Genomic DNA, 15865 nt, shown 5'->3' on the forward strand with positions numbered 1-15865 from the left:
GAATCCGACAGTAATACCCAGCGATGCCATACTGACAATATCAAGTAGATAGTTTCTACCAAGCCATGGCGAAAACAGGCAAACCAAACATATCAATATGACGGTTTTTTTCTTACTAAAATGATGGTTATTATCGGTAAACACACTAGGCAGTAAAGAGGAGTCGCCCATCGATTCTAATAGTTTGACTGAGGATAATATAAAGCCATTGATACCGCTCAGTATGGAACCAATCATAGCGATGGACAATAGCCAAATGCCAATGCTACCGATACGATTGTCTATCCCTTCGCCAGTGGCCCAATTGCTATCTTTGATCGCTTGGTAATCAAAATTCATATTTAAAGCAGTAAAATAATTGATCAAAAAATAGAATAAAACACCCGCGATAAGCGAGATTAGGATAATGCTTTTGGTCTTGGTTTTTGAGTCACTAATAGATTTGGAAATCTGCGGGGTGGTCTCAAACCCGACGTATGCCCAAGGCATAACAGCAAGAATAGGTAACCATGCCAAACTAGTGATAGAGCTGCTTTGCATATCAGTGGGCAAAAAGGGCTGCGTAGCTGGCGTGGCCCAAAGCGAGCCAAAAAACAGTGCGGTGACTGACACAATCATAAATAGGGCAATATACAATTGAATTTTTGCCCCGACTGACACAATCATAAATAGGGCAATATACAATTGAATTTTTGCCCCGACTTGTACTCCTCTGAGATTAATATAGCTAAACAAAATGATGGCAGCACTGCATAAGAACACTTCACTGGCGTAGACCTCCCAACCTGCAATCGTGTACAAATAGCCTATTTGTAAGCTACTGGGCAATAAATACCTTAGTAGCAATGCGACGGCCGATATGTTGAGCGCCACGATAGAGATATAGCCTATCGCCACGCCCCAGCCATAGACATAGGCGTGTTTTCTATTGATATATTTTTCAATCCAATAGATACCGCCTGACTCATTCTCTGGCGTTTGGGTCAATAAATTAATATAGGCTTGGGCAACCATGTAGATGGCCAATGTGCCAATGATGATGGCGACAGATGAGCCTAACAGCTGCGACTGCGGCAAAAATAAATCGCCTGGCATCACATAAGCACCCCAGCCGATAATCGCGCCTACACTAATTGCTATTGCTTGCAGGTAGCTGATGCTCTCAGTTTTTTTACGCATATGTTCCTCTTTGAGAGCCAAATGGATGCTTGCTGCAAAAGCTTACTTGTCGTAAAGTCGATATTGCAGATAAAACACCTTTAACTTTTGTGGTAAATGGTTTTGAATAATGGTTATCAGTATAAAAAGCTGAATCAAACTTTGTCTTTGATTAAGTTCGAAGATGATACTAAAGGTTTTTTTTATTAAATCTTTTTAGTCCTTCCGGATCTTTTTAGCCAAAACGGTTTTCCAACTTTCCTCCAAACATTCAATCGCCAGCCACGGCTTGATCACCTCAGCATCATATTTTTCTTTTGAGTTTGATAGTTGCCATAGTTTCTCAAGCGTGGCGAACGGATAGGGACGCTCTATCAGATAAACAGGCAAGCCCGCATCAATCATGCCATCACGTACGACTTCAAAGTACCAACCAGCGATTCCTTGCTTGCTCACCCATGCAGCGATGTTGGGCACCTTGGTAAATTGCCCGATTTGGTCATTAATCTTATAGCAAGGGCGGCGCGGTTGGACGATACGTAGCTGTACGCTGTTGACGTCATTAATATCCCCATATTGAAAAACGTCACCGATACAAACGGTAGTTTCATCCATCTCAGGCAAATCATCTAGCGCTTCGGTGGTTAGGTTTTCACCCAGTGTGCCGATGCGTACCTTTAAGCCAAATTCTGCATTAATCTTTTCATAAGTCGCAGGCGGTAGTTGATGCACCGCTTTTAGTGGACCGCCATGATGCCGTCGATCGGCTTGCTCATCGGTAGTCAAACCCATAAAGTTGACGGCAACGGGGGCTTTGATCGGTACTTTATCGATGGCGCTCATCTGCTCGCGGGCGAATGGCATGGCCTTGCCTGCACGGACGCAGGTTAGATCAGCGATATGCACGGGCAGGGTTTGGGTAAAGTCAGCTGCGTTTTTTTGGGTAGAAACTTTGATACTCATGGCTTTTCCCAATTTGTAAGGATTTATTAGGCGAGGGGTTATATCATTGCTGATAACAATGATGAGTATTATCTTAGTCTAATCACGAATCTGATTATACGGCTTAAGTACGGTAAAGCTTATTTACGCTTAAAAATTTAAACAAAAAAAAGACCAGAATAGGCATCTGGTCTTTATCTTTAGTAATGCACTGTCATAAGCCGTCTAAATGACAAACTTAGTTGCGACGACCGGCTTTCTTTTCGCGTGGAGTCGCGACTAGCTCAGCTAGGCTCTCTGGTGATGACCATAGGCCCTCTAGGTCATAAAACTCGCGCGCTTGCGGAGTCATCATATGCACGACGACTGCGCCCAAATCAATCAATGTCCAGTCAGAGTCTGTACCGCCTTCACGGCCAAGAGGCATAAAGTCAGCTTGCTTAGCTTCAGCACCGACACTATCAGCCATCGCACGCACATGACGCTTAGAGGTGCCTTCAGCGATGACAATTCGTTCCATGACATCAGTCAAATCTTCGACATTGATAACGGTGATGTTCTTGGCTTTCATATCTTCTAACGTGTTTTCAACGACAGTTAAGCACTCTTTTAAGCGTTTGTCGTTCATAGTATTAATCATAAATTTTAATCTCTTGAAACGTAAATATTAAAAATGAAGTAGTAAAAGTAAAGTAGTGAATAGCCAAGTTGTCTTACTCAGTTGATTCTACATACCCAGTAATGGGTGAGGGCTAGACAATCAAAAGGACAAATTGACAATGATAAAACGATTTTAACGGAATTGAACAGCAGAATATAGCTGATGGGCAATAATATATTGATAAACAGTAGGATTTATTAGTTGAATTAAGGTATTTGGTGCGGTATCCGCTCTAGCAGCCCTTTTCTGTAGCTGTTTGCGAATCTCAGTACTCGATATGGCACTGACTTGGTGCTGATCAATATAAATGCGTCCTCTGCTAGCACTTTTCAAGAAGGATGAGCGATTGTGAGCCGATCCATTGAACGGCTGCACCAAGTCTTGCACGGTTCTGGTGGTTTGTGCTTGTAGCTGCTTAGGAAGTTCGCTATAGAGATTATCGATATCTTGCAAAGACAGCGAGCATGGGTCATTGTCTGTATAAGCGACTAAGCTTGGTATTGATAAATTGGAGCTTTTTGTACGATTAAAAATCCATAAATTTACATAATTGGTGAGGTTGAGTCCATCTTTCCACATATCCAAGCTGCGAGCACTGTCCATACCCATAATAAATATTAAGCTGTCGTTTGGATGGCGCTCACGCAGTGTCTGTACGCTATTGATGGTATATACAGGTGGCGTCTGCCACAGCTCAAGCTCGTTAATCTGTAGGGGGGTGTTGGTTGTCACAAGCTTTAACATCGCCAGACGATGCTTAGGATTGGTGCTCTCGTCTTTAAAGGGCGAGCGCGCATTGGGTAGCAATGACACATGCAGTTCGCGCTGTTGCCGCTCAGCGATAGGTAATAAAACCTGATAGACACGCATGGCTATTTGCAAATGACCTTTATGCACAGGATCAAACGAGCCACCAAGATAAGCACGGATAGCGGGAGGGGATGTTAAGTTATCGTCTTTATGAAGATTAGGAGCTGACATACGTAAATAATACACAATAGCGAAACAGATTGGCTTCATTGTAGAGGACAAGGGCACTGCTGTCATTAACAACCACAAAAGAGCCGACTATCTATATGATAGTGCTCTAGGTTTCTAGCAGATAATAAATGCTTAAATCAAATCACTATAAGCCTGAATGGCGGTCAAAGCGATGGTATAAACGATATCATCAACCAGTGCGCCGCGCGATAGATCGTTCACTGGTTTATTCAAACCTTGTAGCATTGGACCGACACTGATGACATTGGCGCTACGCTGCACCGCTTTATAAGTGGTGTTACCCGTGTTTAGATCAGGGAAAATAAACACATTGGCTTGTCCAGCAACCTTGGAGTCAGGTGCTTTTTGTTTACCGACACTCATGACCGAGGCGGCGTCATATTGTAATGGGCCATCAACTGCCAATTCAGGTGCGCGCTCGCGAACGATTTCGGTGGCGCGTGTGACTTTTTCAACGTCTGCACCAGTACCTGAGGCACCTGTCGAATAGCTGATCATAGCCACTTTTGGCTCAATACCAAACGCAGCAGCAGATTGCGCTGATTGAATAGCAATTTCAGCCAATTCCTCAGCGGTTGGGTCTGGGTTAATAGCGCAGTCACCATATACGACCACTTGCTCAGGCAGTAGCATAAAAAAGACTGACGATACTAACGAGTACTGCGGTGCGGTCTTAATCAGCTGAAATGCAGGGCGTACAGTATTGGCTGTGGTATGAATTGCACCTGAGACCAGACCATCGACCTCATCCATTTGTAGCATGATAGTGCCTAGATAAACCGTATCTTGTAGATATTCAGCCGCCAACTCTTCTGTCGTTTTACCTTTACGGCGCTCAACGACTGCCGCGATATATTTATTCATATCGAGCGTATCAGGGTCAATGATCTCAAGCCCTTCTGGCAAGATTAAATCGCGATTTTTGGCGACTTGCTCGACATCTTCGCGCTTAGCGAGCAGCACACAGTTAGCAATACCGCGGCTTTGACAGATACACGCAGCCTCTACAGTACGTGGTTCAGAGCCTTCTGGCAATACCACACGCTTTTTGGCATTTTGTGCTTTTACGACGACTTGATGACGAAAAGCGGCTGGCGATAAGCGCGGTTTGTGATCGCCGCTGAACTGCTCTTTAATCCAGCTTAAGTCTAAATGCGCCGCCACATAACGGGTAACGTCTAGCGCGCGCTCGGTATCATCACTTGGAATCTCAGCACTCATGTGCATAAGGTTTTGCACGGTCTCATAACTATCGGTCTCGACACTCATGACAGGAATGCCAGTTTTGATCGCAGATTGCCATAGCCCAGCGACGGTCTCATTTGGCATGACGCCGCCTGTTAATACTAGGCCTGCCAAAGGAATACCGTTGATACAAGCCAAAGCTGCGGCCAATAATAAATCATCACGGTCACCTGGTACGACAATCAAAGTACCACGATTAAACACTTCATCGATACGTGCAATCGAGCGAGCCGTTAAACTGATATGATTGATTCGGCGCGTTTTTGCTTCGCCAACGTTTAGCCAAGTGGCATCGAGCTCAGCGGCGATATCCCAAGTACGAGGGACAGATAACGAGTCGCTAAACGGTACGACACCGATTAAGCGAAATTGCTCAGTATCAAAATGCGGTGACAAGCGTTGCACTTCTTGAATGAAGCTCTTGTCAAGCTCAAAGACAGCTTCACCAGGGGCAACTGGCTGGTTCTCAAAGGTATTGGGCACATCGACTCGCATCAAGATGCAGCCTAACGTACGCTCACTTGCGATGCCGCCAAACTCACGCGCATGCATATCGAGCTTATCAGCAAGGTGGGCGGGGTTTTGGGTATCAGCCGTACTGACAAAGATAACTCTTGCATCAAGTGCGTGAGCGATAGCGCGGTTGACCTGGGCTGCATAAGAAGCTTCAGTCGTCGAAACCAAGCCTTCGCAAATGATCACATCTTGATCACCTTCGATGGTGTGGTAATTAATAACCACTTCTTCCATCAAGTCATCAAGGTTGCCATCTCCAATCATACGCTCAACGCGCTGACGGTTGATGGACTTGGGCGGGGTTAAACCAAAAGCGTGCATGGTTAATGCGCTTGAGCTGTCCAAGCTGTTTTGTTTATCGAGCGTATCATCTTGCAAAAACGGCTTCATAAAGCCCGCTTTGATACCGTTATAATCCAATGCGCGAATCAAGCCTAGCGCAGCTGACGTCACACCAATACCGCGGCTGATAGGGACAAGTAATATGGTTTGCATAGCGTATCCTACTGTTTAATTATTATATCCTTGAGGGAGTTTATTATATCGAGGAAGTCATAAAAAGCGCTTACTTCTCGTAGAAGCAGCCTCCTTTTTAAGCGAGTCCTAGCGCTTGGCGGGTCTCTTGCGCAATACGGCACTCTTCATCGGTTGGCACAACCCATAGCTCAATGCTGCTATCGTCGCTATGGAAGCTACCTTCGCTACCGCCGACTAGGCTGGCGTTTTTGTCCGCATCAAACTTGATACCAAAATGACGCATGACATCTAAGATGCGCGCACGAGTCGTCTTTGAATTCTCTCCAATACCACCAGTGAACACGATACCAGTAAATTCGGGCAACGCACAGCTCAAGCTGGCCAGATACTTGCCAACGCGATAACAGAACATTTCAATGGCGAGCTGCGCATCTTTGTGGCCTTCATTGGCCGCTTCTTCGATGGTGCGCAGATCGTTAGATAACCCTGAGATGCCAAGCAGACCGCTTTCGCTATTGAGCATCTTGTCGATCTCCTCTAAGCTCAAACCAAGCTGACGCTTTAGATGAATATGTAAGCTTGGGTCGACATCACCACTACGCGTACCCATCATCAGACCTTCAAGCGGTGTGAGTCCCATACTGGTATCTAAGCTTTCGCCATCATAGACAGCGGTTGCAGAGCAGCCATTACCCAAGTGCGCGGTCAACCAACCATGAGGGCCTTTGGCATCTGTAATCTGGCTTGCTCGTTCTGAGACGTAGGCGTGCGAAGTACCGTGGAAACCATAGCGACGGATTTTGTGGTCTTCATATAATGATTTTGGAAGCGGATAACGATAGGCAACTGGTGGCATGGTTTGGTGAAAGGCGGTATCAAAGACGACGACTTGCGGGATTTCAGGATAGATAGCTTGTACAGCTTCGATACCAAGCGCATTGGCAGGGTTGTGTAGCGGAGCCAATACCTTTAGGCGTTTTACTTCTGATAGCACATGTTCATTTACGCGAACGGCTTCTGAGTATTCACGGCCGCCATGTACCACGCGATGACCGACTGCAACGAAATGATACTGCTCGAGTAGCTCAAGGATTCTTTTTAAGGCCAGCTCATGTCGGCCACCTGCAATGGCAATCTCTAGTTTTTTGCCATCTAAGGTGTTGTGTTTAATGCGGGCAGTATCGAGACCTAGGTTTTCAGCGAGACCAGTGATGCGGGTTGATTCATCTTCGCTGATTAGAGCGTATTTGATAGAAGATGAACCACAGTTAAGTACCAAGGTAGGATTAGTCAGTGTTGATGTCGTGTCTTGATCGCTGAGAGTGGGGTTAACGGCGCTGTCGCTCATGCTCTATCCTTAGATTGTGTTTTATGAGGGGTGGTTGCTATACCTCGATAACTATAAGGTTAAAGATTGGCGCTCGTCAAGGCATCATAACATCTGTTCACTGAACATAGCTATTGGCTTGCAGGGGCTATAGCAAGCGCTATAAAGGTAAGTTTGCTTGTTATCAAAATTGTAAGAAAGTTTGTCAGCAACATTCTAAACGCCTTTTTTGATAATCCGTAAACATTTAAGCACAGTCAGACTCACATGGCATAAATTAAGAATAGTCAAATAGATAGATGATGAGAGATAACAAGGCGAGGTTTTAGTTTCATGTAGCCAAAAACCAGCAAATTATCCCTCAATAAAACTCAAGACCAGCACAGCTTTAGTGAATAATGCTATGATTGGCTCGTGCTAAATTTTAATGCTCTTTTATAACACTTCTTATAGCATCTCCACTGTTGCAAGGTTATCTGTCATATGTTTACTATACGCCGCTCTTTAGATATCAGAGGCACTCAAAATTTATCTGCCAACTCCGGTCGTCATGCTATCTGGACATTGATGATTGGTAGCGCTGTTATGCTTGGACTGTCGGGTTGCGGACAAAAAGGGGATCTTTACTTAGCAGAGCCGAGTAGTCAGACGGTTGCTGCCTCAGATCAAATAGATAGTACCAGTCATCCCCAAGATGCTGCTTTTGCTACTCTCGATGATGACAGCTATGACAAGAGCCGCTATTTGGAGCAACAGCAGGTACTTCCTAGCGCCAGTGACGATCCCAACGATTACTAACCTTAATAATTGATAACCTGATTAGATTAGAGAACCCGATATGAGTGAGACTAAATTACAAGCTGACGGTGTAACTATCCATACTGAGCAAGGAATGTATGTCGATCCGGCCGCCTTAACCAACCATCTACCTGAACTTCACTATAACCAAGGTGAACTATGGATGGAGCAGGTAAGTATTCATGAGTTGGTAGAGCGCTACGATACGCCGTGCTATGTGTATTCGCAGCAGGCAATACTTGATGTGTATCAAGCCTATAGCGATAGCTTTGCAGCGATTGATCATCAGATTTGTTATGCAGTAAAAGCCAACTCAAATCTTGCTGTGTTGGGTGTGCTCGTAGCAGCAGGTGCGGGGTTTGATATTGTCTCGCGCGGTGAGCTTATGCGCGTATTGGCAGCAGGTGGGCAGGCCGATAAAGTCGTGTTTTCAGGCGTGGGCAAAACCAAAAGCGATATCGAGTATGCGCTAACTCAAGGTATTGGCTGCTTTAACGTTGAGTCTATTAGCGAGTTGACACTAATTGATGAGGTAGCAAAGCAGCTTGATAAGCATGCACCGATATCGCTACGGGTCAATCCTGATGTCGATGCCAAGACCCACCCCTATATTTCAACCGGTCTAAAAGACAATAAGTTTGGCATTGCCCATGAAGAGGCCGTCGCTGTCTATGAAAAGGCCGCTGCTTTATCGCATATCGATATCGTTGGGATTGACTGTCATATTGGCTCACAATTAACAGAAGTCGAACCCTTTATTGCTGCTCTGGATAAAGTCATTGAGCTGGTCCATAGCTTGCGTGAAAAAGGTATTGAGCTGCGTCATATTGATTTGGGCGGCGGCTTGGGGGTGCGTTATATTGATGAGTCGCCCGTCTCTATTCATGATTTTGCGCAAGCACTCCTACCGAAACTAACTGAGCTTGGTTTACCAGTGTTTTTTGAGCCAGGTCGCAGCATGGTTGCCAATGCAGGTATTTTGCTTACCCGTGTCGATGTACTAAAACCAACAGCGCACAAAAACTTTGCCATTGTTGATGCTGCGATGAATGATTTGATTCGTCCAGCGCTTTATCAAGCTGAAATGGCAGTGATTCCTATGACATTACCCAGCGAAGGTATCGATACAGATGACACCCAGCCGTGGGATATCGTTGGGGCGATTTGTGAGACTGGGGATTTCTTAGCAAAAGATCGTCTATTATCACTCGCAACGGGTGACATTTTAGCGATTACTGGTGCAGGAGCGTATGGCTTTACCATGAGTAGCAACTATAATTCACGCCCGCGTGCAAGTGAAGTCATGGTTGCAGGAAGTCATCATCAGCTAGTTCGCAAACGTGAAACTGTTGAAGCATTATATGCAGATGAAATACTTTGGCAAAACGCAAAGTAGAGTGCATTATAAATAGAGTAACTGCCACTCTTAGTAACTGCCACTCTTGCCGATGTAATAACGACCCATTGTTATCATGACAATGGGTTTTTTATGGCGGTGATTATGGTCGCTAAAGGTTTCATTGTGATAAGCACAGTTATTTATTATTTTAATGGATTCATACAGCCTCTGGAGCTTTGATAGTTATCATTGTGACAGACAGCATGCTAATATAACAGACACATAAAAATAGAATAGGACAAAGGGATATGCTAATAGAATTTACCAAAATGCATGGTCTGGGCAATGATTTTATGGTCATTGATTTGGTAACTCAGCGCTTGGATTTGACCAGAGAGTTGGTGCAGTTATTAGGAGATCGTCATCTAGGTATTGGCTTTGATCAATTGCTCGTCGTCGAGCCACCAATGCGCCCGGATGTTGATTTTAGTTATCGTATTTTTAATACCGATGGCACAGAGGTTGAGCAGTGCGGTAATGGTGCCCGCTGTTTTGCCCGTTTTGTGCAAGCGCGTAAATTGTCATTTAAACAGCGCTTACGTGTCGAGACCGCAGGCGGTATTATTGCTTTGACCACTGATCGCTATGGCTGGGTTGAGGTGGATATGGGCAAACCCAAGTTTGAGCCAGATGAGATACCATTTACGCCCAGAGCGACGACCAAAATTCAAAACGCCTATCATCTAGACGTCAATGGTACGCCTGTGCAGCTCTATGTTGCCAACATGGGCAACCCGCATGCGGTTATCAAAGTCGACGATGTGCTTGATGCTGAAGTCGAAACGTTGGGTAAAGCCATTGAGTCACACCCAGCATTCCCAGAGCATGTGAATGTAGGCTTTATGCAGGTTATGAATCAGCGTCATATACGTTTGCGTGTTTATGAACGCGGCGTCGGTGAGACTCAAGCGTGCGGTACAGGCGCTTGTGCGGCAGTAGCCGTTGGTGTGCGTGAGGGCTGGCTTGACGAAGGCGAAGAAATACGGGCGCAGCTATATGGCGGTAGTATGATTATCCAGTGGCAACCAGGCTATTCAGTCATGATGACAGGCCCAACTGCCTTTGTTTATGAAGGTGTATTTAGCCCAGATGGTTTAATGGCGCAAGCAGGAATCAAACCCAACCCAGTCAACTCATCAAACTGAGTCAACTACTTGGTATTTGAGGCATTAAGGACACTTTATGTCTATTAAAGATGACTATATCTATATGCCTGCTGAATCTATAGAAATAGATAAGACGCTACGTGAGCTGTTGTCACCAGTGCATCGCTGGCTAAACACTTTGGCGGTGCGCAATCACTCCGTGCATACCTTAAAGTCTTATTTTGCTGGACTCAATCAACTCGCGTTGTTTTTACGTGGTAAGCAGCTGAGCTGGACGCGCTGTGATAAACGCACACTTGCGCAGCATATCAGTCAACGCTTGGATGAAGATAAGCTGGCACTGGCAAGTGTCCAACAAGAGCTGTCAGCTATTCGCCATTTTTATGGCTGGATGATTGAAGAGGGGTTGGCACGTATCAATCCCACTACTGGCTATCAGCTAAAACGCAGCGCTAGACCATTGCCTTCTATCGCTGATGTGGATTTGTTGACCCAATTGCTCGATCAAGAGATACCTGATACACCTGAGCAAGCCCGCTTATGGCTACGTGATAAAGCAATGTTTGAGCTACTGTATAGTAGTGGTCTGCGGGTGGGGGAGTTGGTGGCGCTTGATGTCACTGACGTAGATTTGTCCGATTTGCGGGTGCGGGTCACGGGTAAAGGCAATAAGACCCGTCTCGTACCATTAGGCAGGAAGGCTGCCGCTGCCATCAATCGCTATTTACCGCATCGTAATTTATGGGTAGAGCAGCAGGACAACGCTTTATTTATCAGTGAAAAGCTTGGCACCCGATTGTCAACGCGCGCTGTGCAGCAGCGTCTCAAAGTAGCAGCAACGCGAGCGGGTATTGCACAAAACCTATATCCGCATCTACTGCGCCATTGTTTTGCTTCACACATGCTCTCAGGTAGTGGCGACTTGCGGGCTGTCCAAGAGATGCTAGGACATAGTGACATCAGTACCACGCAGATCTATACTCATGTAGATTTTGCCAAGCTGACCCAAGTCTATGACCGCGCTCATCCACGTGCGACGCATACGCAAAACGAGAAAGACTAGATTGACATAAAACCAGACCATATAATGAGACGACACATGCTGAGCTTAACAGCGCTGAATCATGCTAAGCGATGACACTGAAAAATAGGCATCTTTTGTCGTCCCTGCTCTTGAGCACGTTTGTCTAAGTCAGCGAACACCAACGCATAGTTTTTGTCTTCGGTTTGATTATCTAGATGGCTGTTGTCATAACAGTCTTTGACAGTACCATTAAAATCAGTAATGGCGGTATGTCCCCACGTCTGACGAATGTTACCATTTTTGTACGCATGATCACCGCCTTGCGCCGCCCCAATCACCATACATTGACTGTCTAAGGCACGAGCTTGCAAGAGCAGCGACCAGTGCGCTTGTCCTGTCAAATAAGTAAAAGCAGAGGGCGCGCTTAATAAGTCGGCTCCAGCTTGACGTAGACGCTGAGCTAAGGCTGGGAAGCGCAAATCAAAACATACCATCATTCCAAGTTGATAGACTGAGTCGTTTGCTTCAACTGGCGCCACGACTGTCTGCATGCCAGGCTCAAACGTTGCCGCTTCGTTGTAGCTGCCTTGTTTATCAGCCACCGTTGCAGTAAATAGATGAATCTTGTCATAGCGTGCGACCTGCGTTCCATCAGGACCAAACAGCTGGCTGACTTGGCGTAGACGCCCATCGGGTACGACGACTCCATCTGGTCGATAAGAACACGGTAGCGACCCTACCAATAAATAAACGCGGTTGGTACGGGCATAGTCCGCTAGGGTAGCTGAGAGAGACTCAAAACGCTCAGCAGTTGCAAACTGCCGTCCCATACTACAGCAGTTCTCAGGCAGCACTACAAGCTGCGCGCCTTGAGCACAAGCTTCCTCAATAGCAGATTTTATAGTCGCTAGGTTTGTATCGATGTCTTGTTGGCTATTCATTTGTACCGCAGCGACCGTAAGTTTATGATTATGCAAGTGGTTATTCATGTATTTATTCTCAGTTATTGTTTTAAGATATAAATTATCATAGCAAAATTAGGGTAAATAATGCTATCGTCATTGTTCAGGACAGTTGTACTGCCGAACATGAACAGCTTGAAAATGGTTTAACACGCCTAATCTCATTTAAGCTACGATTAAGTATTGGTACTCGTTTTGCCTGCTATTTTTATTTTTGCAAATGGTATAAGCTTATAAAAATGCATACGCTTAAAAATATGAGCCGTTATTTATGATTGGTCGTTATCCATGAGCCGTAAATATATATGATTAAAGTAATAATATCGGAGTGTAATACATAAGCTATGAGTATGTCGTTTGGATTGGCGACCACGCTATCTACCTCCCAAAAGCTAACCCCGCAAATGCAGCAAGCCATCAAATTGTTGCAGCTCTCTAGCCTTGAGCTTGCACAAGAGGTTCAAGCGAAGCTAGATAGCAATCCATTACTTGAGCGCATCGAGGAAGATGAGTACGAGTATGACGACAGTGGTGATACGGCAGCAGATGCGTTAGATGACTCTCTAACACTTGAGATGTGGAATGACAATAGCGAGGTAGGTCTATCGACTGACATGTCTGACTCATCGGATGGTAATGATGATTTTGAATATGGTGCTACTGAGTATGACGACACTTTTAGTGATAGCTTAGACAAACTGCAACAGGCAAACATTGATGGCAGTGCTATGGACAACACTGATGCAGACAATACGTACTCAAATAGCGATTATCAGAGCACGGATAGCGATGAAAGCTACGGTAACTATGATATCGGAAGCTTTAGTGGGAGTAGCGCCGCAGCGAGCACAGATTACGACGAGCTTGATGATTATCAAGGAAGTACGAGTGCTAGTATTCAAGATTATGTACGTTGGCAGCTGAATTTTAAACATCTCTCAGATTCAGATATGCTAATAGCAGAGTATCTGGTAGATTCGATGGATAATATGGGCTTTGTGCAGTTGGATATTGACGAGCTGTTCAAAAGTTTCGATACAATGGCAAGCTTTTATCAATGGGATGAGCAGATTGAGCGTGACGAGATAGAAGTGGTGCTGCATATTATTCAATCTTGTGACCCGCTTGGCGTAGGCGCGCGCAATCTAAGTGAATGCCTTGCGATTCAATTGAACAAGCTTGATCCTAATACGGAACATTTAGCGCATGCTCAGGCGCTGCTATCTGCTAGTGATTATTTGGTTAGTAACAATATCAAAGCACTGACTGAGACTACAGGTTTGTTACCTGCGCATATTACCCCTGCCATTAATTTATTGCGTACATTGAACCCCGCACCAGGATTGTCCTTTCAAAACACGCAGCCCGACTATACTCAACCACCTGCCAGCTACGATATTCCGGATGTGTTGGTGACCCCGTTACGTCAACCGTCCAATAGCGAAGCAAAAGAGGGCGGCTGGCACGTGCGTCTAAATCCAGCCACATTACCGAAACTACGGATTAACCAAGAGTACGCAAGTTTGGTTAAGCGCGGTGATGACAGTCCTGACAATCAATATTTACGCGAAAACCTCACAGATGCACGACTGTTTATTCGTAGTATCGAGGAGCGCAATCAAAACTTGTTAAAGGTCGCCACTAGTATCGTACGCCGTCAAGACGAGTTTTTGCAACATGGTGCCACAGCGATGCAGCCGCTGATTCTAAAAGATGTAGCAGAAGAAGTAGAACTGCATGAATCTACCGTCTCGCGTCTGACCACTAGCAAGACAATTTTAACCCCTCAAGGTCTATTTTCTCTCAAACACTTCTTTTCATCCCACGTTAGTAGTAATGATGGGGACATCTCGTCCACCGCCATCAGCGCCATGATCAAACAGCTTATAAGGGATGAAAATCCCAAAAAGCCCTTATCCGATAGCCGTATCCAAACTCAGCTACTTACTGACGGTATAGATATCGCACGACGTACAGTGGCCAAATACCGAGAAGCAATGAATATCAGCTCTTCTACGCAGCGCAAACAAAAGTATTAAAAATTGCCTATTTTGTAAAAAGTACTTCAACTATAAAAATTAGATAATACTAAATAAAAGATTTAGCGTTTTGGTAGAGGCTGACATCTATTAGAAAGATTGCTTTATACAACGTCATAAATAAAAAATAAAAATTCCTGATTATATAGAATTGTGAAAATAACAAAAGACCTGGTTACGTTTAGTTACAATATAGCGTATTGCTACTTATGTGCTTTCATGACAAATTAGAGGCATATCAATAATAAATTTGCAGCAGTTGATCTATATTATGAGTAGGTGGTTATTAGAGGATTTACCACAGAATGAATATACGATGACTCTACTACTGTTATTGATAAGGCAAGGTGGTATAGGCCGGAGTGCCAAACCATCTGTTGACTATGAGTAATAAATATAAGGATCAGCATATGAACGTTTCTATCAGTGGTCACCATATCAGCGTAACCGAGGCAATGAACACAGCTGTACGTGAAAAGCTTGAAAAAGTAGAGCGTCACTTTGACCAGATTCAAAGTATCCAAGTGATATTATCATTAGATAATAGTGGAGCAAATGACGGAGGCAAAAAAAGCCATAAAGCTGAAGCGATCATGCGAGTCTCAGGTCAAGAAATGTTCGTCCAAGCGTGTGAAGATGATATGTATAAAGCCATTAACGAGATGGCAGACAAGCTTGATAGACAAGTGCGCAAATACAAAACTCGTCAAGAGCGTAAAAAGGTCCGCGGTGCAGGACGTGAAGGGCGCTATGAAGAAGTATTGGGAGCTGAAGCGGCTCCAGCGACTTAACGACAGCATTAGTCAGTTAATAAAAATCAGGCAATAAAGCCCTAATAAATACAATAAAAACTTAATAAAAAAGGGCCTCAACACATCTTATGTTGAGGTCTTTTTATATGTTATTGGTTCAATACAAAAGACGGATAAAATCTAACCACCACCGACTGCTTGTACGACTTCTATATTCATACCTTCGACGATACGTAGCTGTGCAAGCTCGCTTTTGGGGACGAGCTCACCATCAACTTCGACCGCATAGCGACCACTGCTAAGTCCCAATTCATTAACAACTAACTGGACAGTTTGATGAGTGGTCTGTAAAGTTCTTCCATTAACATGAATAGTACTCATAATATTTGTTCCCTCAAAACAATGATTCAACTCAATAGCTATTTGATTGGTCATATTAGGACTATGACGTTTTACA

The 15865-nt window shown here is 44.7% G+C and carries 14 protein-coding genes; 6 read left to right on the forward strand and 8 right to left on the reverse strand.

Translation table 11 applies throughout. The features are described 5' to 3' along the window. From PENNN9_RS01250 to PENNN9_RS01275, 6 genes are all read right to left on the reverse strand, one after another. The coding region (locus PENNN9_RS01250) for an APC family permease (protein WP_058367956.1) at positions 1 to 1179 on the reverse strand (1179 nt) is incomplete at its 3' end. Between the two features lie 195 nt (positions 1180 to 1374). After that, complete coding sequence (locus PENNN9_RS01255; protein ID WP_058367957.1) at positions 1375 to 2121, reverse strand: MOSC domain-containing protein; 747 nt, start codon at positions 2119 to 2121, stop codon at positions 1375 to 1377. Positions 2122 to 2338: 217 nt separating this feature from the next. Next, a complete protein-coding gene (gene rsfS, locus PENNN9_RS01260; RefSeq protein ID WP_058367958.1) occupies positions 2339 to 2740 on the reverse strand; it encodes a ribosome silencing factor in 402 nt (133 codons plus the stop codon). Positions 2741 to 2893: 153 nt separating this feature from the next. Beyond that, positions 2894 to 3742: a nicotinate-nicotinamide nucleotide adenylyltransferase gene (locus tag PENNN9_RS01265; RefSeq protein WP_058368020.1), complete on the reverse strand. Its 849-nt coding sequence runs from the start codon at positions 3740 to 3742 to the stop codon at positions 2894 to 2896. A gap of 132 nt (positions 3743 to 3874) precedes the next feature. Beyond that, positions 3875 to 6019 carry a phosphate acetyltransferase gene (gene pta, locus PENNN9_RS01270; RefSeq protein WP_058367959.1) on the reverse strand — a complete coding sequence of 715 codons (2145 nt, stop codon included), beginning with the start codon at positions 6017 to 6019 and terminating at the stop codon, positions 3875 to 3877. 97 nt (positions 6020 to 6116) lie between these two features. After that, positions 6117 to 7349, reverse strand: coding sequence for an acetate/propionate family kinase (locus PENNN9_RS01275; protein ID WP_058367960.1), 1233 nt, complete (start codon positions 7347 to 7349; stop codon positions 6117 to 6119). 462 nt (positions 7350 to 7811) lie between these two features. On the opposite strand from PENNN9_RS01275, the gene lptM reads away from it, so the two are divergent. The 4 genes from lptM (at position 7812) to PENNN9_RS01295 (ending at position 11694) form a co-directional block, all read left to right on the forward strand. Further along, positions 7812 to 8126, forward strand: a complete 315-nt coding sequence (gene lptM / locus PENNN9_RS01280; RefSeq protein ID WP_058367961.1) for an LPS translocon maturation chaperone LptM — start codon at positions 7812 to 7814, stop codon at positions 8124 to 8126. A 40-nt stretch (positions 8127 to 8166) separates the two neighbouring features. Beyond that, positions 8167 to 9522: a diaminopimelate decarboxylase gene (lysA, locus tag PENNN9_RS01285; RefSeq protein ID WP_058367962.1), complete on the forward strand. Its 1356-nt coding sequence runs from the start codon at positions 8167 to 8169 to the stop codon at positions 9520 to 9522. Between the two features lie 251 nt (positions 9523 to 9773). Continuing rightward, entirely contained in the window at positions 9774 to 10670 is an 897-nt protein-coding gene (gene dapF, locus PENNN9_RS01290; protein WP_058367963.1) for a diaminopimelate epimerase, read from the forward strand. 37 nt (positions 10671 to 10707) lie between these two features. Beyond that, the gene (locus PENNN9_RS01295; protein WP_058367964.1) at positions 10708 to 11694 is read left to right on the forward strand and encodes a tyrosine recombinase XerC; all 987 of its coding nucleotides are present in this window, start codon (positions 10708 to 10710) and stop codon (positions 11692 to 11694) included. 59 nt (positions 11695 to 11753) lie between these two features. On the opposite strand, the gene PENNN9_RS01300 is transcribed toward PENNN9_RS01295, so the two are convergent. Beyond that, positions 11754 to 12644 (reverse strand): carbon-nitrogen hydrolase family protein, encoded by an 891-nt coding sequence (locus PENNN9_RS01300; RefSeq protein WP_058367965.1) that lies wholly within the window; start codon positions 12642 to 12644, stop codon positions 11754 to 11756. Positions 12645 to 12961: 317 nt separating this feature from the next. Between PENNN9_RS01300 and rpoN the strand changes: the two genes are divergently transcribed. After that, entirely contained in the window at positions 12962 to 14656 is a 1695-nt protein-coding gene (gene rpoN, locus PENNN9_RS01305) for an RNA polymerase factor sigma-54 (protein ID WP_058367966.1), read from the forward strand. Positions 14657 to 15066: 410 nt separating this feature from the next. After that, on the forward strand, positions 15067 to 15447 hold the full coding sequence (hpf, locus tag PENNN9_RS01310) for a ribosome hibernation-promoting factor, HPF/YfiA family (protein ID WP_058367967.1): 381 nt from the start codon (positions 15067 to 15069) through the stop codon (positions 15445 to 15447). Positions 15448 to 15588: 141 nt separating this feature from the next. Here the strand turns inward: hpf and thiS are convergent, their stop codons facing one another. Beyond that, complete coding sequence (thiS, locus tag PENNN9_RS01315) at positions 15589 to 15789, reverse strand: sulfur carrier protein ThiS (RefSeq protein WP_058367968.1); 201 nt, start codon at positions 15787 to 15789, stop codon at positions 15589 to 15591. Between the last annotated feature and the right edge of the window lie 76 nt (positions 15790 to 15865).

The sequence above is a fragment of the Psychrobacter sp. ENNN9_III genome (genome assembly GCF_001462175.1).
Lineage (GTDB): Bacteria > Pseudomonadota > Gammaproteobacteria > Pseudomonadales > Moraxellaceae > Psychrobacter.

Bases quoted from the DNA above. Each gene is read 5' to 3' on its own strand.
- PENNN9_RS01255 (WP_058367957.1), bottom strand. From the start codon at position 2,121: ATGAGTATCAAAGTTTCTACCCAAAAAAACGCAGCTGACTTTACCCAA.
- rsfS (WP_058367958.1), bottom strand. From the start codon at position 2,740: ATGATTAATACTATGAACGACAAACGCTTAAAAGAGTGCTTAACTGTC.
- PENNN9_RS01265 (WP_058368020.1), bottom strand. From the start codon at position 3,742: ATGTCAGCTCCTAATCTTCATAAAGACGATAACTTAACATCCCCTCCC.
- pta (WP_058367959.1), bottom strand. From the start codon at position 6,019: ATGCAAACCATATTACTTGTCCCTATCAGCCGCGGTATTGGTGTGACG.
- PENNN9_RS01275 (WP_058367960.1), bottom strand. From the start codon at position 7,349: ATGAGCGACAGCGCCGTTAACCCCACTCTCAGCGATCAAGACACGACA.
- lptM (WP_058367961.1), top strand. From the start codon at position 7,812: ATGTTTACTATACGCCGCTCTTTAGATATCAGAGGCACTCAAAATTTA.
- lysA (WP_058367962.1), top strand. From the start codon at position 8,167: ATGAGTGAGACTAAATTACAAGCTGACGGTGTAACTATCCATACTGAG.
- dapF (WP_058367963.1), top strand. From the start codon at position 9,774: ATGCTAATAGAATTTACCAAAATGCATGGTCTGGGCAATGATTTTATG.
- PENNN9_RS01295 (WP_058367964.1), top strand. From the start codon at position 10,708: ATGTCTATTAAAGATGACTATATCTATATGCCTGCTGAATCTATAGAA.
- PENNN9_RS01300 (WP_058367965.1), bottom strand. From the start codon at position 12,644: ATGAATAACCACTTGCATAATCATAAACTTACGGTCGCTGCGGTACAA.
- rpoN (WP_058367966.1), top strand. From the start codon at position 12,962: ATGAGTATGTCGTTTGGATTGGCGACCACGCTATCTACCTCCCAAAAG.
- hpf (WP_058367967.1), top strand. From the start codon at position 15,067: ATGAACGTTTCTATCAGTGGTCACCATATCAGCGTAACCGAGGCAATG.
- thiS (WP_058367968.1), bottom strand. From the start codon at position 15,789: ATGAGTACTATTCATGTTAATGGAAGAACTTTACAGACCACTCATCAA.